The organism is Halalkalibacter nanhaiisediminis (assembly GCF_007830185.1).
GTDB lineage: Bacteria > Bacillota > Bacilli > Bacillales > Bacillaceae_D > Halalkalibacter > Halalkalibacter nanhaiisediminis.
The window spans coordinates 548,088-570,616 of sequence record NZ_VLKZ01000001.1 but is presented as its reverse complement, the minus strand read 5'-3'; the positions used below and the strand labels follow the sequence as shown (position 1 = coordinate 570,616).

The following is a 22,529-nucleotide window of genomic DNA, read 5'->3' as shown; positions in this document are numbered from 1 at the left end:
CGAATTGAGTTATAAAAGTGAGGATACCTTATTTTCTCCATCCTCTCTCATACAACTAGTTACCCAACACCAATTCGGTTGGTTGAGGTTCTTACTTCCCAAACTACTACCTCACTCACCCGAGTTACATGCCAATCAAAGAATTAAATCACACAAAAAAGATCACGCAAAATGCGTGATCTTTCTTAGATTAACACTCTTCTGGTGTACCTGCATTTACTGCAGTACGGAATGAAGATCCACAGCCACATGATGCAATGGCATTCGGGTTATCAATCGTAAACCCGCCACCCATCATGTTTTGCTTATAATCAATAACGACTCCCTTAATGATCGGGGCACTTTCTTTATCAATTAAAACAGAAAGTCCATTAATATCTAATTTTTCATCTTCTTCTTTTTGTTCGGTGTCAAAGCCCATTCCATATGAAAGACCAGAACATCCGCCACCTTTTACACCTACGCGAAGCATTAAGCCTTGTTCACCTTCTGCTTCCATCATGTCTTTAATTTGGCTAACCGCTGCGTCTGTTAACGTAATCATGACATCCCTCCTAATCATTCTTACGTTATAGTATACTCCTTCGTCCCTTGAACCTCAAGGTTAGTGCTCACTAGAGAACTCTCATAATTGTAGCGAACTCTCCCACACAGAGGACTTAGAAATATTTAACATCATCATGATATTATGAGCGCAATCTAATTCTTGACTATAACGTAAAACGAGAGGATGAGTCATGCCGTGTTGTCTGGCTGCATTTACCATCTTGCTACGAAGTTCTTCAATTTTTTCTATGCATGCTTCTTGGGTCAATACATTGTTCATCTCGATCACCTCTCCGCCAATAGTCTAATTTTTTCTCTGTCTATGATAAAATGTGCAAAAATACTAATTTTAAATGATTACCTTAAGTTTACAAAACAAAGAGAAGGAACGCAATAAATAAACGTAAAAAACAGGATATTTTCATCTAATTTTACAATTATCTTTTTCCATCTCACACTTTACTGCAATTTCCAATTGACTCTATTTCTTTTAATCGAATCTTTCTGATAGTATAATAGTAGGCAAACACGAAAGATCTATATAACGGCTATTGCAAATGACTTTATTGCTTTAGCTTTTTGATATGGCTTAAGTAACAGGCAAGTGCGAGTAGAAGGTAGTGCAATCTTTTATTTGTGTTACGTGTCTACGACATTGAAATGGAGGAATTATAAATGGAAACAATTTTAACCGATTCAAATTTGCAAACGATTGCCGCTAAAGTTCAGAGTGGCGAACGCTTGACGATAGAGGATGGATTATACCTTTATGAAACACCTGATTTACTCGGAATCGCTCAATTAGCTAACCAAGTAAATCAAAAGAAAAATGGCGATAACGTGTACTTTATTCAAAATATGTACATTAATCCTACGAACGTTTGTGAAGCAAACTGTGGCTTTTGCGGATTCAAGCGCAAGCCTGGCGAAGAAGGTGCTTACACAATGGATAGCGATGCTCTTCTTCAATATGTAAGCGAAAGATGGAATGACAACATTCGTGAATTTCACATTGTCGGTGGACATAACACAGAGGTGCCATTTGATTATTATTTAAACACGGTTCGTACATTAAAGAAACACTATCCACAAGTAACAATAAAAGCATACACAGGTGCGGAAATTGAATTCTTCTCCCGTCTTTCTGGATTATCGATGAAAGAAGTACTTGAGGAACTTATCAAAGCTGGCCTTGATACTCTTCCAGGTGGTGGGGCAGAAATTTTAACGGAACGCTATCGTGCAAAGATGAGTCCAGATAAAGCTTCAACTGATCAATGGCTAGAAGCACACGAAATTGCTCATAACCTTGGATTAAAAACACATGCAACTATGCTTTATGGCTCGATTGAATCAAAAGAAGAACGTCTTATTCATATGGATCGTCTTCGTCAGCTACAAGATCGCACAAACGGATTCATGGTATTCATTCCACTCGCGATGCAACCAAGAAAAATCGAAGCTGGGATTAAACGCCGTACATCTGCTTATGATGATATGCGTACACTTGCAATCAGTCGCTTAATGCTTGATAACTTCGACCACATCAAAGCATACTGGATTAACATTGGTGTACAACTGACACAAATGGCTTTAACATTCGGTTCAAGCGATATCCATGGTACGTTAATTGAAGAACGAATTTCTCATTCCGTTGGAGCGTTAACATCACAAGGAATCACACGCGATGAATTGATCCATTTAATTAAGAGCGCCAACAAAATTCCAGTAGAGCGTGACACATTCTACAATGTTGTAAAAACGTATTAGAAGACCACTGGTCGATCAACAAAAATTTTCATCAAAAAAGTCATGTCTGAATGTGTGACATGACTTTTTGCATTATTTCCTTTGATAAACTCCCTCACAGATAACTTCAGCTGCACCTGTCATTAACACATGGCCATTTTCTTGCCATGTAATCATTAAATCTCCACCAAGCAAATGAACGACAACCTCTTCATCTTTCTTGGCAAATCCGTTAAGCACAGAAGCAACTACCGCTGCACATGCTCCCGTTCCACATGCTTGAGTAATGCCAGATCCTCTTTCCCAAACGCGGAAATGCACTTCTTGTTTAGAAACGACCTCAACAAATTCAACATTGACCCATTCTGGAAAGCGCTCGTCTTTTTCCATTAATGGACCAACCGTCTCCACTGGCGCTTCATGAATGTCAGAAACAAACATAACCGCATGTGGATTTCCCATTGAAACGGCCGTTACTTCCATTGTTTCTCCGTTAATAGTAAATGGTTCTGCCACAATCTGCTCCTGATCTTCACCGAGCATCGGAATTGCCTTTCTTGCTAGTATTGGTTTGCCCATATCAACCGTCACATTTTTAACAACTTGATCCTCAACATGAACTGTCGCTTCGACACAACCACCGAGCGTTTCAATTTGAAATGTTTTTTCTTGAACATAACCATGCTCATAAGCGAACTTAGCGACACATCTTAGGCCATTTCCACAATTTTTCGCCTCAGAACCATCATTATTAAAGACTCTCATCTTTACAGGCGCTACCTCTGATGGACAAATGAGAATCAAACCATCAGAACCAATACCTGTATTTTTATCCGCTACCTCAATGGCAAGCTGCGGGAGATCCTCTTCTTTTAAAACCTCTTTAAACGTATCGACGTAAATATAACTATTTCCCAAACCATGCATTTTCGTAAATTGCACGCTACATTCCATCCTTCCGTAATGCTTTATTTGTCCAAAAATAATCTTGATCAGCTTCTAAAATGATCATTTTCTCGTGGCAACAAGGTAAGATCAACGTCGTTTTGATCCCTTCCTGAGCCCGCTTAAATTCAGATTTTTTCATATTCGTTAACACGTTTTCCGCATGACAGAATGGACAGGATTGCAGATAAATGTCATCAAACTGACGCTCATATGGCCATGTATTAATAAATGGAATAACGTCCATAATCCGCACTCCTTTTTTGTTCTTCATTTTCCTTACTTTCAATATAGATGAAAAGGGCCTATCCCAAGACTTTTCATTACGTCGGGATTAGCCCCTTAGAAATTGGGCACAGCTATATTAAAACATTGGATTTTCTTCTAAGAAGGTGTAGATATTTTCAACTAGTTCGGCACTCGTTTCCCCTGAGACGTACTCACCGTTTACGAGAGCAAACAATTCGATTGCACAGTTACCACAACTGTTTAAGCAACCGTATTCAATAATATCTAGATTGGGGTCCTTCTCAAGCTCTTCCATTGCTTTTTGTGAACCGCTCGCTAAATTACTAAGACAAAATTCAATAATCGGACGCATACTCTCACCTCATCAATCTTCAACCTATATGCTACTCTTGAGCTTGAAAGAAGTCAATTGTGTTGTTTTATTTTCGCTAGAACTCAAAGAAGAAATACAGATAAGAAAAATTCACAAATTTGTTGTTTTTTCGATCATTCCTCGGTATAATCAAAACTGACCAAGGTCATTTTTAAGGAGCGACGTCATGACCGAACGAGCGAAAAAAGAACAGACAAAGGAACGAATTGAAAAAGCGGCACTAGCCCTGTTTCGAGAAAAAGGCTACACACGTACAACTGTACAGGAAATTACCAATGCAGCTAATGTAGCCAAAGGAACCTTTTTTAATTATTTCCCAACGAAAGACTCCATCATGCAATCACTTGCGAATGAACGTCTGCAAGGAGTCATGCCCTATGTTAGACAATCTCATTTAAAGTACCGACCTTTACCTGTCCGTTTACGCTCTTACTTACAATTTATCTTAGTTGATTTTGATCAGTACCCAGCGCTAACAATTGAAATGTGGAACCATGTTCTTAAGGAACGGTCACTTTTGTTTTCACACTGGGAAGAGCTTTTGCAATCTGCGAAAATACGTGGCGAATTAGAAACAACAGCTTCTGTCGAAACATGGGGACATATTATCCACAGTTTAATTTCTCATGGCATCCATACCTTTGCAACAGAACCATCAAAGGCGCGGTTACTTACCAATGTAATGACTTTGGTCGAGGCAAGTTTAGACGCAATCATCGAAAAAAGGGGACATTCACTTATGAAAAAACTTGTTATTTTAGGCGGCGGCTACGGGGGCATGCGCATGCTCCAACGTCTCCTTCCAAATGAATTACCTGAAGATGTAGAAGTAACGTTAATTGACCAATTACCTTATCATTGCTTAAAAACGGAGTATTACGCATTAGCAGCAGGAACTGCAGCTGATCATCATCTTCGTGTTGAATTTCCTGAAGATGCTAGACTAACAATTAAGTATGGAACGATAACGAACGTAAACCTTGAAGAGATGAAGGTTGAGCTTGAAGACGGGGATCAAGTCTCTTATGACAAACTCGTGATTGGCTTAGGCTGTGAGGATAAATATCACAACGTACCAGGAGCAAAGGAATTCACACATAGTATTCAGACAATGGGTGCAACAAGACGTACATACGAAGCACTTAATAATGTACGCCCGAATGGTGTCGTCTCAATCGTTGGAGCAGGACTAAGCGGTGTTGAATTAGCAAGTGAACTTCGTGAAAGTCGTCCTGACCTAACAGTTAAGCTATTTGATCGTGGTGATATCATCCTTTCGATGTTCCCACGTAAGCTTTCAACCTATGTGCAAAATTGGTTTGTTGATCATGGTGTCGATGTAATCAATAATTCAAATATTACAAAGGTTGAACCTGGTGCTCTTTATAATCATGATGAGCGAATTGACTGTGATGCCATCATTTGGACAGCAGGGGTGCAGCCTGTTGAAGTCGTACGAAACTTAGATGTAGAAAAAGATTCACAAGGAAGAGTCGTGTTAACGCCTCAGCATTTCCTTCCTACTGATGAAAATGTCTTTGTCGTTGGTGACTGTGCAAGCCTCCCTCATGCTCCTAGTGCTCAGCTTGCTGAGGGACAGGCGGAACAAATTGTGACCATTTTAAAAAAGCAATGGAACGGTGAACCATTACCTGAGGAACTACCACGAATTAAACTAAAAGGTGTGCTAGGCTCACTTGGTAAAAAGCATGGATTTGGGCTAATGGGTGAACGCACTCTTCTCGGACGTGTCCCACGAGTATTAAAAAGTGGAGTCCTTTGGATGTACAAACACCATTCAGGAGCGTAAAATACAAAACAAACAATCCCGTCTCTCTTTATTCAGAAACGGGATTGTTTTCATTCCACTTTTCAATTTTCGCAAAAATATCTTTTAAATTCGGATTACCCTCTGCTACAATTTCGTCATTCAGAAGCACCAGTGGATAGAAGTATTCATCATCTCGGATGGATTCTGCAAGTCTTACATGTAGCTCATCTTCTCCAGGCATATCAATATCCACATACTCTATTTTCAGTGATACCTCAGGGAATTTCCTTGATATAGCTGCATCTAACCATTCCATCGTCTCTCTCGCACTTGGAAGATGGATACAGCTTGCACACTTTTCTTCCGCTCCGAACACAGTCATCGATAATACCTTCATCTTTTCCACAACCTTTCCACCTTTACATTTAGCATATCTTCTCATCTTTTGACACGCAAGCTCTTTAAAAAGGTTTAGAAAATGCTAAGAATTTATTTAATTTCCATTATATGACTTATTTTGTTGAGAAAATCGAGCAGATGGATGGATTTTTTTACGTTACGCCTTTATAATAGATAGTAGAAAGGAGTTGTTTAATATGTCAGCAACAAGTACTGAAATGATCGAACAAGTCAAGGAAGTATTAGATAAGCTTCGTCCTTTCTTGCTACGTGATGGCGGGGATGTCGAACTCGTAGATGTTGAAGATGGTATTGTAAAGGTGCGTTTGCTTGGAGCATGCGGATCTTGCCCAAGTTCAACAATCACACTTAAAGCAGGAATTGAACGCGCACTTCTTGAAGAAGTTCCAGGTGTAAAAGAGATCGAACAAGTATTTTAATACAGCAAAAACGCCCGACCAAGGTCGGGCGTTTCTTTTTTTACAGTAGAATAGGTAACTTACTTGGCTACATTCACTCACGTCCTGTGAACGCCCAAGCACCTTCACATCATGAGGGCATTAAAACATATATTCATCATACAAAGATTCCGCTTCTGCATATGATGTAAAAATTGCATCATCCTCTTCAATCGGATGATAATAATCGTATAAAAGAAGAGACAATTGACTTGGATTCATAGGATCTCTAGCAATTGTCGCCTCTTGAATCGTTGAAACAGTCGGCGTGTGGGGATTCCGATAAATGATATAAACTTGTTGACCTTCTTGTAGCTGATTGATTTCAAACATGGACATTGGCCTCCCTTTTTAAATGGTTTGCCCGCCATACATGAATCTTATTCAGACTGTCTTTACTGGTGTCCCCTTGTATACAGTGATACCTTCACGAGCTGGCTTAAGGACATCGACTTCAAAGTTAGGAAAATATCCTTTAAGCTTCTCTTGAATGATATTCCCCTCATTTTGAGGAGCTAAGCATAACATCGTTGGACCTGCCCCGCTAAGAGCTGCACCATATGCGTCTGTTTCTTCTTGCACAACGCGAATCACATCCTCGAGATGAGGAACGAGCTCTTTTCGATACGGGTGGTGAAAAACGTCTTTGTTCATCATCTCTCCTGCTACCTTCCAGTTTCCTTGGAGCAATGCAGCCACTAGAACATTGGCAACTCCGCTTCCTCTAACAGCTTGACGAAACTCAAGCTCACTCGGTAGCACACCACGAGCTTTTTTCGTCATAAGCTCTTCAGATGGAACAAGTAAAACGAGATCCACTTCTGGCACTCCACCAAATAACACATGCGTACTCTCTTCCGTATGTGTTCCAATAATTAGCCCTCCGTAAACAGAGGCTGCAACATTATCAGGATGACCTTCCCACAGGCTTGCAAAGCGAACTTTCTCCTCAGCAGATAAAATGTCACCAAGCAATTGATTAGCTAATTCAATTCCAGCTACGATCGCTGCAGCACTGCTTCCAAGACCACGCGCTAATGGAATATTGCTCGACATGGTTACATGGCACGGTGTGAGATCATAGCCAAGCTCTGATGCTACATGCTTGGCTACTTCACAAATTAAATTATCTTCTCCTGCTGGGACTCCTTCTAACTCACTTGAAGATGATTGAAAGAACCACTCGTTCGCATTGACTACCTCTAATTCTAAATAGCGATTAACCGCAATCCCGACCGAATCAAATCCAGGACCTAAATTAGCTGAACTACCAGGAACCTTTATGACAAATGGTTCTGGGTTCATGATGTGACACCACCTTTAAGATGTGCAAGGAAGGCCTCCTTATCATTTGGAAGTACGACTGGCTTAACAGTAACTGTATCCATTGCTGTACTTGGATCCTTTAATCCATTACCAGTTAACACACAAACAACTGTCGAACCTTTTTTGATTTCACCAGATTCAATTTGCTTTTTGAGGCCAGCAATAGATGCACAAGAAGCAGGCTCTGCAAAGACACCTTCACGGCTTGCAAGTAGCTTATACGCTTCTAAAATCTCTTCATCTGTAACATAGTCAATTTTCCCATTTGATTCGTCTGCTGCCGCAACAGCTTGCTTCCAGCTTGCAGGATTACCAATTCGGATTGCTGTAGCAATTGTTTCAGGCTCTTCAATCACTTCATCGCGAACAATCGCAGCGGCACCTTCCGCTTCAAATCCACGCATTTCTGGTAAACCAGTACCTTTTTTCTCGTTGTATTCCTTAAATCCTTTCCAGTATGCAGTGATGTTACCAGCATTACCAACAGGAATGGCAAGGACATCAGGTGCTTTCCCAAGGGCATCACACACTTCAAAAGCAGCCGTTTTTTGACCTTCAATACGATACGGATTAACAGAGTTCACAAGTGTGATTGGTTCTTGTTTACTAATTTCACGAACAATATCTAACGCATTATCAAAATTTCCTTTGATTTCTAACACTTCAGCTCCGTACATAACAGCTTGGGCAAGCTTACCAAGGGCAATCTTCCCTTCAGGGATAACGACAATACAACGTAATCCTGCTCTTGCACCGTATGCTGCTGCAGCTGCTGATGTATTACCAGTAGAAGCACAAATAATGGCTTTACTTCCTTCTTCTTTTGCCTTCGCAACAGCCATTACCATCCCACGGTCTTTAAATGAACCTGTTGGGTTAGCTCCTTCATATTTCACATAAATATCTACACCCCACTCTTTTGATAAATGCTCAAGTGGTACTAGTGGTGTATTACCTTCACGTAATGTAAGCATAGGTGTTTCATCATTTACTGGTAAAAATTCCTTATATTCATGTAATAATCCATTCCAACGACTCATTTTATCGTCCTCCCTCGACGCGGTAGCAGCTTTCAATCGATTCAATGACTTCAAGCTCAGATAGTTTTTTGTATAATTTTTCATAATTTTCTTTGTTCGTATGATGTGTGATCACAATGACTTCAGCTACCTCTGCCCCTTCAACTGGAAGCTGCAAAAGTTTTTCAAAGCTGACTTCATGGCAAGCAAATAAGTTTGTCACAGCTTGGAATGTTCCAGCTTTATCAATGACACGTAAGCGCAAGAAATATTTTGAATCAATTTCATTATCTCGCTTCAAAATACGTTCATGCAATGGACCTTGAACTATTCTGCCACTAACACCTAAGCGCATATTTTTCATCACAGAAACTAAATCGGAAACAACTGCCGTAGCTGTCGGTAGCGAACCTGCTCCTGGACCATAGAACATCGTCTCTCCTACCGCTTCACCATATACATAAACAGCATTGTATTCATTGTGAACGGAAGCCAGTGGATGCTCTTTCGGTAATAATGTTGGTTCAACGCTAACCTCAACGCGACCATCATCACGCTTAGCCAGTCCAATTAACTTCATTGTATATCCAAGCTGATCACAATAATCAAGATCAGACTTTGTTACCGAAGAAATTCCACGTACGACAACATCATCTAGACTGACATTCATCGAGAACCCAAGCGTAGCTAAAATCGCCATCTTTCTAGCTGCATCTAATCCTTCAACATCAGCTGTCGGGTCACTTTCAGCAAAGCCAAGCAATTGCGCTTGCTTCAGTACCTCTTCATAGGAGCTTCCTTCTTGCGTCATTTTTGTTAAGATGTAGTTTGTCGTTCCATTGACGATTCCCATCATTTTCGTAATTCGATCAGCAGCTAAACCGTCAACTAAGCTACGTAAGATTGGGATACCGCCTGCAACACTCGCTTCATAATACAAATCACAACCATTTTCAGAAGCAACACGAAGCAACTCGGCACCGTGTAAAGCCATCAAATCCTTATTTGCCGTCACGACATGCTTACCATTTCGTAATGCCTTAAGCAAGTGTTCCTTTGTTGATTCTACTCCACCCATGACCTCGATCACAATATCAATATGCTCATCTGTTAAAATTTCATCTATATGTTCAGTCACCATCGTCTCATCAACATCAACTGGACGTGGCTTCGCTTTATCACGCACTAGCACTTTTTTGATCGTAACAGGACAGCCAACTTGATGACGTAATTCTTCTTGGTGTCGGCTAATAATGGAAACAACACCTGTCCCTACTGTCCCAAGACCAAGTAAACCTACACGAACCTCCGCTGACATGCGCTCCACTCCTTCTCTATCTCTTTTTCTGTATATCTTAAATGAACAATTGTTTATCTATAAAGGACATTATAGACCTCTTCCGAACGAAGCACAAGAGCCATTTTAATAATTATTAGAAAACTTTAGAAGAACACAAGCCAACTCGAGGGTTCAATCATTGAAACAAATAAATCTACTCATTCCCCTCTTATTAATAGAACTTAAATTTAACCGAGGCAGCTTGATGATCTTCTTACCTAACCACCTCATTCTTCTCATTCTAACAAAAAAAGCCAGCTCATCAAAGAGTCTGACTTCATAGCCATTCAACAGGCGGTATTTGATTTGGTGCTATCGCTTTGGAGGAGAGCACCCCCACTGCGAATTCTTTTAAAAATCGTTCATTTTGCTTTTCTTGTTTAAGTAAGCGGAAGAATGCTTGACCTGCTTCAACCTTTTCTTCTTTAACCTGACTACGGTAATAATGTTCAATCGTTTCAAAATAATGCAGGGGAAACAACAAGCGCGCATAGAGCAATCGCCAAGAAAACGTTGTTAACGGCTCATATTGTTCATACTCTCGCAAAAACAAATCAATATCCTGCCATGAAAAAGACTTTTCATTTAGCTGATATTCACGAATCCATTCCGCCAAGTCACGACATGGATGATCATAAATAAATTCGGTTGGGCGTTTGACAATCTCCCCTTGTTCAGAAAGGACGAGCCACGTTTTGTCAGTGAACCTCCGATGACAGATCGTCGGTTTCTCTTCTGCTCTTCCTGGATCATCAAGCATAGCATCGACAACATATTGAATCGCATTCTCGGTTAACCCCATATAATAAGGATACGAAAATAAAAAAGCCTCATCTACATATGATTGTGGCGATTCATAGAGAATCTGCTGATACCATCCTTCAAGCTGCTCCAGTCTTGTTTCCCAAAGCTTATGCCATTGCCCAAAAAAATCATACTTTCGCTTCTCATATGGCATTTGTGTTCCGTAATAATGAATCATAGCTAAATGTTTTCCTTTTTCCGCTCCATGCTCAATACGTGTCTGCCCATAGCGCATATCATTAGGGAGAGGACAAACATATACATTTTGCCCATCAATTAATCCTGAAGGTTGTTTGTGAAGTGTCATCATTGGCCGTAGAACAGAACTATCACCTACAGAATGCAAATAATCAGCAAAAGCCATCATCTCTTGCTCACTTGAGCTTAACTCCTCTTTCGGCAATAAGATATACGACTGTCCTCCAGCTTGGAAACTCTCGTAATCCCCTAATGCAAATCTCGACTCACAGTAGAGCCCGTAAATATCGTACAGATTTCGCTCAAACATCTACTTTCCCCCTTACACGTTCATTCCTTTTCCTAGTCTATGACCCAGATGAATAAAATGTGTGTGTGTCCCGTAGACTAGTACTATCCCTTCTGTCTTTAACAAAAACGGAATGAGTGCTCGCTGGAGGTGCTACCATGACAAAAAAGAAGATCAATGAAGTTGAAGCACACGCAAGAAAATTGCTTGAGGATCGCGGGGTGACGTTAGACGATATTGCTGACCTCGTTTATTTCCTTCAAGTGAAATATCATCCTGAGCTTCAATTAGCAGAATGCAAGGAGAACGTCAACCGTGTAATTGGAAAGCGTGAAGTTCAAAATGCGATTTTGACTGGAATCCAGCTTGACATCCTAACTGAAAAGGGCTTGCTTGAAGAACCACTGCAAGGAATAATCGCCCGAGATGAGGGTTTATATGGAGTCGATGAAATTATCGCCTTATCGATTATCAATGTCTATGGTTCAATCGGATTTACGAATTACGGATATATTGATAAACAAAAACCAGGCATATTAGAGAAGTTGAACGACAAATCAACAGGGGAGTGCCATACATTTTTAGATGATATCGTTGGTGCCATTGCTGCAGCTGCTTCAAGCCGCCTTGCTCATAGCGCAGAGAATGTAGAATAGCTTATCCTACTATAAAAGGCTGACTCAACTTGAGTCAGCCTTCGTTCATTCTTATTCAAATGTCCACTCAGCTAATGAGTTTAATTCATGTGTTGGTTTTTCCTCATACGTCGCAACCTGTTCTCTTGTCGAGACACCCGTATAAACCATCAATGTATCCATTCCAGCTCGCAAACCTGCCAAAATATCAGTATGGTAATAGTCCCCTACCATAATCGTTTCTTCCTTAGCTGTCCCTATTACTTCTAATGCTTGTTCAACGATGATTGATTCAGGCTTGCCAATAAACGTTGGATTGACTCCTGTTGTTACCGACAACACAGAAACAAGCGAGCCATTTCCAGGCATAAGGCCACGCTCAGTTGGTAAGGCAACATCCGCATTTGTAGCAATAAATGTTGCACCAGCACGAATATTGAGTGCTCCCTTTGCTAGCTTTTCATATGTAATGTCACGATCAAGACCGCTAACAACAAAATCAGCACCTTCATCAACAAGCTCATGACCTTCTTCTGTAAGCGCATAGCGCAAGCCTTCTTCACCAATCGCATAAACACGAGCATTCTTTTTTCGTTCAGAAATATATGTTGCAGTAGCCATGCTTGTGGTAAAAATATGACTCTCTGTCGCTGGCACATCCATTGATTGCAGCAATGCAGCTACTTGTTCTGGCCTCTTCGTTGAATTGTTGGTCACAAAGAGATACGGAATCTTACGTCTCTCTAAATCCTTAACAAATTGGACAGCTTCATCGATTTTTTCACTTCCACGATACATGGTCCCATCTAAATCAATTAAAAATCCTTTATACTGTTTCATTTTTTAACCTCATTTCTATATTAGAAAAGCGAAAGTGCCCGACCAGCAATGACAAGCATTGGAAAACCACTATTGCGTTTCTAGGTTTCAGGAAACCAATCACAGGCTGAAAAGCCCTCAAGCTGCTAGGCTGCTTGCGCTAGACATCATCGAATTTTCTTTCTTATAAAAAATCCTGACCTTTAGTAGATATCCCCTCCAAAGGTCAGAACAATGTGTAACTACTTTCTGCGCAACTCATGATTGTTCCTTTAATCTATAAACACAACAGTTCGTATTTTCTTTTGCAATACAAGATTTCCGTTCTACATTGGCCGTTTCAAGTAGCTTATTAAAAAGCTGTTGCTCGCAGTTACATGCGACAGGATACTCCTTAGCAACCTGAGAAATCGGACAATTATATTCAATGAATTCATAAGATCCATCTTCTAATTGTTTGTAGTCAACCATATACCCATTCTCATTTTGGATACGCGCTAAGGCTTTTACTCGTTCAGATAAAGAACCCTTCACTTCCGTTTCATATTTCTCTTGTAGACGGTCTCTTCTTTTCTCAAACAAACGATCAACCATTTCATTACCACTCATTTGCTCAAGATCTTTGAGAATACTGAGTGATAAGTCTCCGTAATTCCGCGGAAAACGTTCATCGCCTTTTGCTGTTAACGAGTATTTATATGTTGGCCTTCCCATCGCTTGACGCTCTATGCGCGACTCAATAAAGCCATCTTTTTCAAGCCCTTGCAAATGTCTACGCACAGCCATCTCTGTCACACCAAGCTCTGTTGCTAATGCAGAAACCGTCTGTTCTTGGTTACGCTTCAATAATGTTAAAATGATTTGGCGCGTATTAGTCTCTTTTCCCAAGACGATCACCACCTTTATTTATCATTGTATGCGATGAACCGTACATTGTACAATTTAGGCGTTTCCTTTACTTTCATTAGGTAAAAAAGCAGAAACTGGACCAAGCTCCTCAATCAAATAACGTCTTACATCAATTGGAAATTGTTTAAGTGCTTGCGCGTTTCCTTTGAGTGTATCAGCCAACTCTTGATGATTTACAGCTGTATACTCCTGCACTAGTTGTTTTCTTAGTCCAATGACATATTTAAAAGAGCGAGCATGGTCAGCATTTATGACCTTCTCATCCTCAAGAATATCAATAATATCCTCATATCCACCTGGATCTCTCATAATAAAGCCATCAATCATACTATTGCCAACATCAATAATCGATTCAATGACAACATAGGCCATTCTCTCAAGTGCAAGTCGTTCAGTCATACCTATTGGCTCATTCATCGTGTCAAAATGTTCTTGAATGGTTTCCATATAAAGAAGCGTTTCTTCGATTTTCTCTCTGTTCACAAAATACATTATAATCCCCCTACTCTTATTAGTTTGTCCAAATATGATTTAAAAAGCTTAGGTATTATATAAATAGGCAATGATTTCTTTTTCCTCATGAGTTCATTGTGACTGAACCCCTATCATTAGTATACAACATTAGGCACCTTTCAACATCGCTTGCAAATAAGCAACCATAAATATAAAAAGACTCGTTATATAAACGTTACGCGTTGCATGATATGATAGCTATATTGATTTTTTGTTACGTTAATGAAAAAGAAAGGAGAATGTCAATGTCAGAACGATTTTATTTATATGATGATATAGAAGAAACGCGCACACGCTTTGTGAGCTTCATGGGTGAACAACAACGCTTTGACCTAGCGATTATTTCTTCATCTAGATATTATGGCAAGCAGCTTGTTCTCGACGTCTTATCGAATCGCTTTGCTATTATTGGAGCAGATGACCTTGAAGAGCCTGGTTATCTCGAACATGCGTATAATCTCTCTGCTGATGACGCAGAAGAATTACGCTCTTTTCTATACGAAATCGTTTAATCATGAAGTAATTAACACCTCTTACGGACATCCTACGTGTAAGGAGGTGTTTTTTCTATGCCCAATCGACAGCAACCTGGTAATGACGAAGAGCAAAGATATACTGATTTTACAAATGTTGAAGCAATGCGTAATTACCTAGCCGTAGAACAAACCCCAGAAGGTCCTTATGGATCACCGATCAATAAGGACACACCAGTTGTCAACAAAAGTACGCCTTGGAAACCAGGCCAACGCTACTACAGCGCTTTTAATTACGAATTTAAACAGTTACATGAGAACCTACCAAGAGAGTATCCTGGTTCCCACCCTACTCACGATGATCCAGATATTGACGAAGAACCCACCGTCTAAAGCATGGAAACATATTTTATTTTTCGTCATTTCCAAAAAAAGCGAATGTCTTTGTTGCAGGTATACTCGGGGCTTCAAATCTTTAGCTACTTCAATAAAGCTTCTGCGTTTTACTTTGTTAACAGGAAAAAGCAGTCTTCGCTTTTGAGCGAGACTGCTTTTCATTTTTCTTTCATTCGTTTGATGACGAAGTAGGCACAGCCGAAATTACAATATTCGTATAAATAATCTGGCAACGTACTTATTTTTGTATCATAAGTCGCTTTCTTATGTCGGTCTTCGAAAAAGCCTCGCAGTCTCAATTGATTATAGCCCCAATCACCAACTATGTAATCGTACTTATTGAGAACATCACTGAATCGCGCCTTAAAAGCTTCTTCATCCCAACCATTCTTCACATCTTCAACGATTTCATACTGCATCCCTTGAATGCGAACCATTGGGCTCACCTCTGCTTTATTTTACTTCCTTTATTATAGCACATGTCTTTCTTTCCTACAGCTTTTCCTTTGTCCAGCATTTACTAGCTGTAAAAAGGCTTGAATGTGGTCACTCTGAAGAAAGAGGAGGTGTACACATGATAAAAAAATCAATACTCATGACAGGACTATGTACCATGTTGCTTCTAACAGGTTGCCAAATGACAGACGAAGGTCAACCAGAAATTCAGAGTTTAGCTAATAGTCATAGCACAAAACTTCATCCGATGACCCAAATGAATCAAGATGGTTCCGTTTCAAACTATGGATACAATCGCTATCAACGAGAACAAGTAGAAAATCAACATTTCACACCGACATTTGACCGTAATCAACTGGCAGATGGTGTGACTCGTATGGTTTTAAACAATAAAACGGTCGATGAAGCGGCAACCCTTGTAACGGATAAATATGTCTTAGTTGCTTATGACACCCCGTCCGATAGTCGAGAATATGTAGCCGATCAAGTAAAACGAAGCGTCCTTTCAATTGTGCCTCGTTATTACCATGTCTACCTAACGGATAACCATGCGCATTTCCAAGACATCGAGCGTTTCCAAAACCTATCACCCGCAGCTCCACATGTAGATGAGACGATTGAACAAACGATCCAAGAAATGCAAAAGGATTCCCCTCAAGGCGAATATAATGAGCGTACAGATGATCATTTAAAAATCATGCAACAAAAACAAAAGCAATTAAAGAAAAAATAGCTAGATAAAAAGGGAGCGTCAATCGACGCTCCCTTTTTAGAGTTTTAAGACCCGGCAACCTTTTTTGCTTCTGCACGAACTTGCGCTTCATTAACCTGTTCATCGGCATGATACGATGAACGGACAAGAGGACCTGCCTCGCAGTGACTGAAGCCTTTGCTTAACGCAATTTCTTTCAATTCTGCAAACTCATCTGGGTGATAGTATTTTTGAACCTTTAAATGTTTCTTTGTCGGCTGTAAGTACTGCCCGATTGTCATGATATCAACATCAACTGCACGAAGATCATCCATTGTTTCAATGATTTCTTCTTTCGTTTCACCAAGCCCAATCATTAAGCTTGATTTCGTTGGAATATCAGGGTGCAGTTCCTTTGCACGACGTAAGAATTCAAGCGAACGATCATATGTTGCGCGAGCACGAACTCTTGGCGTTAAACGACGAACCGTTTCAATATTGTGGTTCATAATATTAGGACGAGCAGCCATCAATGTCTCAAGATTTTCAATACCACCAAGCATATCTGATGGTAGTACTTCAATCGTACAGAACGGACTACGACGACGAATGGCACGGACTGTCTCAGCGAATACAGCCGAGCCACCATCTTTCAAATCGTCACGTGCAACAGCTGTAATAACCGCATGCTTTAATCCCATCATTTCAACAGACTCTGCAACGCGTTCTGGCTCTTGTAAATCCAATTCATTAGGAAGGCCTGTTTTTACCGCACAAAAACGGCATGCACGTGTACATATATCTCCTAAAATCATAAATGTCGCTGTTTTTCTAACAGCCCAACACTCATGAATATTTGGGCAACGTGCTTCTTCACATACGGTATGTAGATTTTTCTCCCGCATCATTTTCTTCAAACCCGTATAGGATTCATTCGTATTTAATTTTATTTTAAGCCAATCAGGCTTTCGAAGGTGTTCTTCTTTTTTTGCCATTCTATTCACTCCATCCAATGATACATTTTGTCGCGATGAACAAATTTTCTCTTTCTACTTTATCATGATTCCACAAAAATGACCAAGTGAGCGCTCAAAATTTCCATTGATTCACTCCTATTATTTCCTTTCATTTATTACACACTATGTAAGAGCGAAAAACAATGCAGGAAAGGAGACCATGGGAATGAAGCGTAAAATGATTGCCTTAATCCTTATCATCGTTTTTATTTCTTTGCCTCTAACTGGATTTGCAGCAGAGAAAGTGGAATTATCCGTGCAGCAAATATACGAAAAACGAATGGATTTATATAAAAAAGTTGAAACCATCACAAACGTTCCATGGTACTACTTAGCAGCTGTTGATACGTATGAGAGAGGGTTACGTAGAGCACAGCGCGATCGGCCAATTGAAGAAGGTGTTATTGCCATTTTTTACTCTAAAGAAGAGTGGGCAGGCCCATCTAATCCAGATGTCACTGACACAAATCCTCTCTCGATTCAATTCTTTGGAGGAGTAGGATTAGATGGAGACGGAGACGGATTAGCGGAACTAACAAATGACGAGGATGTGTTGTATACATTTGCTCATTATCTTGAAAAATTCGGCTTTGATGAGACTCATTTTCGGATTGCATTATGGGAAAAATACAAGCGTGATCAGTCCGTAAATATCGTTCACAGTCACTCACTCATCTATAAACATTTTGACCGTTTAGATTTACACACACATGCATTTCCGATGCCTCTTAATTATAATTACAGCTATCGTAATACATGGGGAGACAAAAGAGGTTGGGGCGGAAGGAGGATTCATGAAGGCACGGATATATTCGCAGGCTACAATGTTCCGATTCGAGCAACAGCTTACGGAAGAGTTGAAATTAAAGGCTGGAATAAATACGGTGGCTGGCGTATCGGTATTCGTGATTTGGATAATATTTATCATTATTATGCTCACTTGAGTGGGTTTGAAAAAGGAATTGAAGAAGGTAGTATCGTTTCTCCAGGAGATGTCATTGGGTATTGTGGAAGTTCAGGTTACGGAAAACCGGGTACTCAAGGAAAGTTCCCTCCTCACCTTCACTATGGCATGTACCGCGATAACGGCTATACGGAATGGTCCTTCGATCCTTATCCATCACTTAAATCATGGGAACGCCAAGCATATAAAGACCGTAAAAAGAAAAGAGGCTGACATCAGCTCAGCCTCTTTCATTTCTTATTTATTTCTTTTTGAAACCCGCACAGCATTGGCAATACTAAGTCCCATGCCGCCCCAGATAATAACAATGCCGATAATCATCATAGCGATTGCACTTCCACTCATTATTGCTCAACTCCTTTTTCATTTTTATCTTTAGGCATTTCTAAAGCATTCTTTTGCCATTTTACTGCTGCAAAGATGAAGCCAACCACGATAACTGCAATGGCTACTCCCCATCCTGATAGGAGAAGAAAAGAAGTTGGATAATCTTCATAGTTACTCGTTAAGTTAGTAATGGTGTTTTGAATAAACATATATCCAAGTACGATTGGCGTAATAACTCCTAAACATACTTTCCACCATAAACCTGTGCGAAAATCAGATACACTATTCGCATGATCTTGTAACTCTGGGAGTTTTCTCAAGAACCACGCAACAATAATAACCGAAACAAGTCCTGCAAGCGCGATTCCAAATTGGTTAACGAAATAATCGGCTGCATCTAGGAAGAATAAACCACCTTGTGTTGCAAACAAAAGGGAAATGAGTGCTGATAACCCTCCACCAAAAGCAACAGCTTTTACACGTGATATGTTGAATTTATCCTGTATCCCTGCGACAAATGTCTCAACAATTGAAATCAACGACGTTAGCCCAGCTAAGACGAGTGAACCGAAGAATAACACTCCAAAGAATCCATTAAAACCTGGGAAAGTATTAATGATTTCTGGGAAGACAACGAAGGCAAGCCCAATTCCTGCACTGGCAACATCTGCTACTTCTACACCAGAAGCTGAAGCCATAAATCCTAATGCAGCAAATACACCAATACCCGCTAAAAGCTCAAAGCTTGAGTTACTAAAACCTGTAATAAATGCATTATTATTAATATCCGCTTTTTTTGGTAAATAGCTCGAATATGTCACCATAATCGCAAATCCAATCGATAAACTAAAGAATATTTGCCCGTAAGCAGCGACCCATACTTCTGGAGACATAATTTCATCCCAATTAGGTCGGAAGAATGCATCAAGACCCAACGCCGCTCCTTCAAGCGTTACAGCACGAATAACGATCAGAAGAAACATCACAACAAGAAGCGGGATGAAAATTCGGTTTGCCACTTCAATTCCACGTTTGACCCCTTTAAATAAAACCCCTAGCGCAATGACCCAGACAAGAATTAATGGAATGAATACCCCTGGCACTAATGACCCAAGATCACCAGGTGCACCTCCTGAAACGATATCGACACGTTGCAGGTATTCACCCATTAAGAATCCGCCTGTATCTTCACCCCAACGTTGATTTACAGCGAAGTACGTATAGGCGATCGCCCATGCAATAATAACCGCGTAGTAAGTTGAGATAACAAAAGAAATCGCAACTTGCCACCAACCAATCCATTCTGTTTTCTTGTTTAAACGCGCGTATGACAATGGAGCTGAACCACGGTTCTTATGACCGATAGTGAATTCCATAATAAGAAGCGGAATGCCCGCTGTAAGAAGGGCGAATAAATACGGTAAGAAAAAGGCTCCTCCTCCATTCTCATAAGCTACATATGGAAAACGCCAAATATTACCTAATCCAACTGCAGAACCAATTGCAGCTAAAACAAAACCTGCGCGTGTTCCCCATTGCTCTCTTCCACTCATTTTCCTTTCTCCTTTCGTTTTTAAATGATCTTTCTATAAATAAATATTCAGAAAATTACAACTTTAGCATAATTGTTTATACACTTTTTGTCAAAATTATTCGAAAATGATATTGTTATTTTAGCGTATTTATTTAATGCTCTATAAAAGCATTTTATTTATCATTAATGACATAACCTTCGCATTAATTTTCTGACTATTCGCTATGCTATTATAATAATTAACTCGAATTTTGTCAAAATATATTTTTTCTTGTCGTATTATCTTTTCTTTTTTTAAAAAAAGAGTTTGATCCTATTAGGAAAATATAACATGATTCACCATCTTATATTTTCCTAATAAACGGATTCAAACCCTTCATTTTTATTAGATATAGGTTTATGCTTCTTTACTTTGCATTCGTTTTAGTACGAAGACTGTTAAAACAAGGAGGATCAATGCTGTTACCACCCCAAGAAAGACACTAGTCGTTGCTCCAAGGACAAGATAAGACATCATTGAAATTCCAGCTGCAATTAACGCATATGGCAACTGGGTCATCACATGATCAATATGATGACTCCCTGCGCCTGTAGACGAAAGGATTGTCGTATCAGATATTGGCGAGCAATGGTCGCCAAAGATAGACCCTGCAAGTACAGCAGCGAGCATTGGGAGTAACATCGAAATATCAATAACAGATGCCATTTCACCAGCAATAGGTAACAGCAAGCCAAATGTTCCCCAAGATGTTCCTGTTGAAAATGCAGCAAAACCTGCAATAACAAAGAGAATAACTGGTAAGAACATTGGGTGAATACTACCATCTACAAGTGATGCTAGGTAAGCCCCTGTCCCAAGATCACTAATAATGGAAATAATCGTCCATGCAAAGAATAAAATATAAATCGCAGGTAACATCGATTTCATTCCAATTCCAAGTGATTTCACTAATCCTGTACCATTATTTTGCTTCGTCATATTAAGTAGTAGAGCGACAAGCAAGCCGAATAGTCCCCCATAAACAAGCGATGCCGATACATCCGTATTTTCAAAAATGGTCAGTAACGTCGCTTGCCCTTCCGTACCTTGTATACCTGTTAAAATCATAAAGAAAACCGTTCCGACAATAAGAGCGATGATTGGCCAAACCAAGTCACCAACTTTTCCGTTGTCACTAGCTTCAAGCTCATCTTGTGATCCAGGAATCGCTCCTGCAGATGAATCAACGAGTTCTCCTGTTTCGATCGCACGTCTTTCGTGAACTTTCATCGCCCCGAAATCAAGATTAAACCACGCTACTATAATCACCATAGCAAGCGCCACTAACGCATAAATATTCATTGGTATCATTAACATAAAAGCTTCTAGGGCACCATATTCCGTAATGGAATACGTCGATAAAATCCCAGCAATGATCGCAATAATATAAGCTCCCCAGCTCGACACCGGCGAAATCACACACATAGGTGCTGCTGTTGAATCGACAATATAGGCTAGTTTAGCACGTGAAACACGATGACGATCTGTTAATGGCCGACTCACATTTCCAACTGTCAAACTGTTAAAATAATCATCAATAAAAATAATAAAACCAAGAGCAATGGCAAACAGTTGTGCACCAACGCGTGTCTTTACTCGTTTCATAGCCCACTCACCAAAGGCCCGGCTTCCTCCAGAACGAGTCACTAAAGCCGCTAGCATTCCAAGTAACAATAAAAATAAAACAATATAAAATTCCCACGTATTAATCGTAAATCCACTTTCAAGGATAGCCGACGTCACACTAGCAAACGTCACAATATCCACATCCCCATAATCAAAAATAATGCCTGTCACAATTGCATAAATATTCGCCAGTGCATCAATTGGATTATAGCCGTTCAACATAAGTGCACCAACAATAATTCCGACTCCTAGTGATAAGAGAACCCGTCTTGTTAAAACAACCATCACAAGCGCCAGAATAGGTGGTATCAATGATAACACTGATGTTTCCATCCTTCTAACCCCTCCTCTATTATCATAAAATAAAAAGGACAATAATGGTCGACCCACTACTGCCCTAAAAGATGCAAGTGTTAGTCCCCATCACCATAGTAGTCCTCCACAACGAAAGATCGTTGTGACAGTGCTGTCCTTCTTCAACACAGCCCCAGCAAGAGTTGTATGACGTCCAACTCTCACTTCGGCAACTGACCCTTTCTACACTCATCTTTGTTGTCATCCTCCAAGAATATACTGATGACAGTTGCGCCTCTACCCCATCATGACGATGAGGTTCATCTATTAAGTTTTCAATTAATGATACTAGCATAATATATCTGAATAAA

The 22,529-nt window shown here is 40.0% G+C and carries 27 protein-coding genes, 1 pseudogene and 1 riboswitch; of the genes and pseudogenes, 9 read left to right on the top strand and 19 right to left on the bottom strand.

Annotation, left to right across the window (positions count from 1 at the left end; all coding sequences use genetic code 11):
• Positions 1 to 190 precede the first annotated feature (190 nt).
• Positions 191 to 544, bottom strand: a complete 354-nt coding sequence (locus tag IQ10_RS02630) for a HesB/IscA family protein (RefSeq protein ID WP_144448918.1) — start codon at positions 542 to 544, stop codon at positions 191 to 193.
• A gap of 81 nt (positions 545 to 625) precedes the next feature.
• Entirely contained in the window at positions 626 to 826 is a 201-nt protein-coding gene (locus IQ10_RS02625; protein WP_144448917.1) for an aspartyl-phosphate phosphatase Spo0E family protein, read from the bottom strand.
• Positions 827 to 1,221: 395 nt separating this feature from the next.
• Between IQ10_RS02625 and mqnE the strand changes: the two genes are divergently transcribed.
• On the top strand, positions 1,222 to 2,316 hold the full coding sequence (gene mqnE / locus IQ10_RS02620; protein ID WP_144448916.1) for an aminofutalosine synthase MqnE: 1,095 nt from the start codon (positions 1,222 to 1,224) through the stop codon (positions 2,314 to 2,316).
• Positions 2,317 to 2,388: 72 nt separating this feature from the next.
• Here the strand turns inward: mqnE and dapF are convergent, their stop codons facing one another.
• From dapF to IQ10_RS02605, 3 genes are all read right to left on the bottom strand, one after another.
• Entirely contained in the window at positions 2,389 to 3,249 is an 861-nt protein-coding gene (gene dapF / locus IQ10_RS02615) for a diaminopimelate epimerase (RefSeq protein ID WP_144448915.1), read from the bottom strand.
• The gene (locus IQ10_RS02610) at positions 3,239 to 3,487 is read right to left on the bottom strand and encodes a hypothetical protein (RefSeq protein WP_144448914.1); all 249 of its coding nucleotides are present in this window, start codon (positions 3,485 to 3,487) and stop codon (positions 3,239 to 3,241) included. The genes dapF and IQ10_RS02610 overlap by 11 nt, the downstream gene beginning before the upstream one ends.
• A 117-nt stretch (positions 3,488 to 3,604) precedes the next feature.
• Positions 3,605 to 3,841 (bottom strand): YuzB family protein, encoded by a 237-nt coding sequence (locus tag IQ10_RS02605; RefSeq protein ID WP_144448913.1) that lies wholly within the window; start codon positions 3,839 to 3,841, stop codon positions 3,605 to 3,607.
• Between the two features lie 187 nt (positions 3,842 to 4,028).
• Between IQ10_RS02605 and IQ10_RS18685 the strand changes: the two are divergent.
• A pseudogene (locus IQ10_RS18685) lies at positions 4,029 to 4,142 on the top strand (TetR family transcriptional regulator); the annotation flags it as partial.
• Between the two features lie 459 nt (positions 4,143 to 4,601).
• Positions 4,602 to 5,672, top strand: a complete 1,071-nt coding sequence (locus IQ10_RS02600; protein WP_367613648.1) for an NAD(P)/FAD-dependent oxidoreductase — start codon at positions 4,602 to 4,604, stop codon at positions 5,670 to 5,672.
• 28 nt (positions 5,673 to 5,700) lie between these two features.
• Here the strand turns inward: IQ10_RS02600 and IQ10_RS02595 are convergent, their stop codons facing one another.
• Positions 5,701 to 6,030, bottom strand: a complete 330-nt coding sequence (locus IQ10_RS02595; RefSeq protein WP_144448943.1) for a YuzD family protein — start codon at positions 6,028 to 6,030, stop codon at positions 5,701 to 5,703.
• Positions 6,031 to 6,229: 199 nt separating this feature from the next.
• On the opposite strand from IQ10_RS02595, the gene IQ10_RS02590 reads away from it, so the two are divergent.
• Positions 6,230 to 6,472, top strand: a complete 243-nt coding sequence (locus IQ10_RS02590; RefSeq protein WP_242009667.1) for a NifU family protein — start codon at positions 6,230 to 6,232, stop codon at positions 6,470 to 6,472.
• 120 nt (positions 6,473 to 6,592) lie between these two features.
• Here the strand turns inward: IQ10_RS02590 and IQ10_RS02585 are convergent, their stop codons facing one another.
• The 5 genes from IQ10_RS02585 to yutH form a co-directional block, all read right to left on the bottom strand.
• Positions 6,593 to 6,823, bottom strand: a complete 231-nt coding sequence (locus tag IQ10_RS02585; protein ID WP_144448911.1) for a transcriptional regulator SplA domain-containing protein — start codon at positions 6,821 to 6,823, stop codon at positions 6,593 to 6,595.
• A gap of 51 nt (positions 6,824 to 6,874) precedes the next feature.
• Positions 6,875 to 7,795 (bottom strand): homoserine kinase, encoded by a 921-nt coding sequence (thrB, locus tag IQ10_RS02580; RefSeq protein ID WP_144448910.1) that lies wholly within the window; start codon positions 7,793 to 7,795, stop codon positions 6,875 to 6,877.
• Complete coding sequence (thrC, locus tag IQ10_RS02575) at positions 7,792 to 8,856, bottom strand: threonine synthase (RefSeq protein WP_144448909.1); 1,065 nt, start codon at positions 8,854 to 8,856, stop codon at positions 7,792 to 7,794. Before thrC ends, thrB begins: the two co-directional genes overlap by 4 nt.
• Before the next feature lies 1 nt (position 8,857).
• Positions 8,858 to 10,153: a homoserine dehydrogenase gene (locus tag IQ10_RS02570; protein WP_144448908.1), complete on the bottom strand. Its 1,296-nt coding sequence runs from the start codon at positions 10,151 to 10,153 to the stop codon at positions 8,858 to 8,860.
• Positions 10,154 to 10,451: 298 nt separating this feature from the next.
• Positions 10,452 to 11,486 (bottom strand): spore coat putative kinase YutH, encoded by a 1,035-nt coding sequence (yutH, locus tag IQ10_RS02565; RefSeq protein WP_144448907.1) that lies wholly within the window; start codon positions 11,484 to 11,486, stop codon positions 10,452 to 10,454.
• A gap of 137 nt (positions 11,487 to 11,623) precedes the next feature.
• On the opposite strand from yutH, the gene IQ10_RS02560 reads away from it, so the two are divergent.
• Positions 11,624 to 12,121, top strand: a complete 498-nt coding sequence (locus IQ10_RS02560) for a phosphatidylglycerophosphatase A family protein (protein WP_144448906.1) — start codon at positions 11,624 to 11,626, stop codon at positions 12,119 to 12,121.
• Between the two features lie 51 nt (positions 12,122 to 12,172).
• On the opposite strand, the gene IQ10_RS02555 is transcribed toward IQ10_RS02560, so the two are convergent.
• The 3 genes from IQ10_RS02555 to IQ10_RS02545 all read right to left on the bottom strand — a co-directional run bounded on the left by IQ10_RS02555 (position 12,173) and on the right by IQ10_RS02545 (position 14,320).
• Positions 12,173 to 12,940: a TIGR01457 family HAD-type hydrolase gene (locus IQ10_RS02555; protein WP_144448905.1), complete on the bottom strand. Its 768-nt coding sequence runs from the start codon at positions 12,938 to 12,940 to the stop codon at positions 12,173 to 12,175.
• Between the two features lie 237 nt (positions 12,941 to 13,177).
• The gene (locus IQ10_RS02550) at positions 13,178 to 13,816 is read right to left on the bottom strand and encodes a helix-turn-helix transcriptional regulator (protein WP_367613647.1); all 639 of its coding nucleotides are present in this window, start codon (positions 13,814 to 13,816) and stop codon (positions 13,178 to 13,180) included.
• Positions 13,817 to 13,861: 45 nt separating this feature from the next.
• On the bottom strand, positions 13,862 to 14,320 hold the full coding sequence (locus IQ10_RS02545) for a DUF86 domain-containing protein (RefSeq protein ID WP_144448903.1): 459 nt from the start codon (positions 14,318 to 14,320) through the stop codon (positions 13,862 to 13,864).
• Positions 14,321 to 14,586: 266 nt separating this feature from the next.
• Between IQ10_RS02545 and IQ10_RS02540 the strand changes: the two genes are divergently transcribed.
• Entirely contained in the window at positions 14,587 to 14,853 is a 267-nt protein-coding gene (locus IQ10_RS02540) for a DUF3055 domain-containing protein (protein WP_144448902.1), read from the top strand.
• A gap of 57 nt (positions 14,854 to 14,910) precedes the next feature.
• The gene (locus IQ10_RS02535; protein WP_144448901.1) at positions 14,911 to 15,207 is read left to right on the top strand and encodes a cytosolic protein; all 297 of its coding nucleotides are present in this window, start codon (positions 14,911 to 14,913) and stop codon (positions 15,205 to 15,207) included.
• A 161-nt stretch (positions 15,208 to 15,368) separates the two neighbouring features.
• Here IQ10_RS02535 and IQ10_RS02530 read toward each other — a convergent pair whose 3' ends face one another.
• Positions 15,369 to 15,647: a YutD family protein gene (locus IQ10_RS02530; protein WP_144448900.1), complete on the bottom strand. Its 279-nt coding sequence runs from the start codon at positions 15,645 to 15,647 to the stop codon at positions 15,369 to 15,371.
• Positions 15,648 to 15,784: 137 nt separating this feature from the next.
• Here IQ10_RS02530 and IQ10_RS02525 point away from each other — a divergent pair, with 137 nt between their 5' ends.
• Entirely contained in the window at positions 15,785 to 16,399 is a 615-nt protein-coding gene (locus IQ10_RS02525) for a YhcN/YlaJ family sporulation lipoprotein (RefSeq protein WP_242009665.1), read from the top strand.
• 44 nt (positions 16,400 to 16,443) lie between these two features.
• Here the strand turns inward: IQ10_RS02525 and lipA are convergent, their stop codons facing one another.
• Positions 16,444 to 17,352, bottom strand: coding sequence for a lipoyl synthase (gene lipA / locus IQ10_RS02520; protein ID WP_144448899.1), 909 nt, complete (start codon positions 17,350 to 17,352; stop codon positions 16,444 to 16,446).
• 187 nt (positions 17,353 to 17,539) lie between these two features.
• Here lipA and IQ10_RS02515 point away from each other — a divergent pair, with 187 nt between their 5' ends.
• Complete coding sequence (locus tag IQ10_RS02515) at positions 17,540 to 18,550, top strand: M23 family metallopeptidase (RefSeq protein ID WP_144448898.1); 1,011 nt, start codon at positions 17,540 to 17,542, stop codon at positions 18,548 to 18,550.
• A 24-nt stretch (positions 18,551 to 18,574) separates the two neighbouring features.
• Here IQ10_RS02515 and IQ10_RS02510 read toward each other — a convergent pair whose 3' ends face one another.
• The 3 genes from IQ10_RS02510 to IQ10_RS02500 form a co-directional block, all read right to left on the bottom strand.
• Positions 18,575 to 18,682 carry a methionine/alanine import family NSS transporter small subunit gene (locus tag IQ10_RS02510; protein ID WP_144448897.1) on the bottom strand — a complete coding sequence of 36 codons (108 nt, stop codon included), beginning with the start codon at positions 18,680 to 18,682 and terminating at the stop codon, positions 18,575 to 18,577.
• Positions 18,682 to 20,217: a sodium-dependent transporter gene (locus tag IQ10_RS02505; RefSeq protein WP_144448896.1), complete on the bottom strand. Its 1,536-nt coding sequence runs from the start codon at positions 20,215 to 20,217 to the stop codon at positions 18,682 to 18,684. Before IQ10_RS02505 ends, IQ10_RS02510 begins: the two co-directional genes overlap by 1 nt.
• Before the next feature lie 378 nt (positions 20,218 to 20,595).
• Positions 20,596 to 22,197, bottom strand: a complete 1,602-nt coding sequence (locus tag IQ10_RS02500) for a Na+/H+ antiporter NhaC family protein (RefSeq protein ID WP_144448895.1) — start codon at positions 22,195 to 22,197, stop codon at positions 20,596 to 20,598.
• A gap of 91 nt (positions 22,198 to 22,288) precedes the next feature.
• A riboswitch (Lysine riboswitch) is annotated at positions 22,289 to 22,466 on the bottom strand.
• Between the last annotated feature and the right edge of the window lie 63 nt (positions 22,467 to 22,529).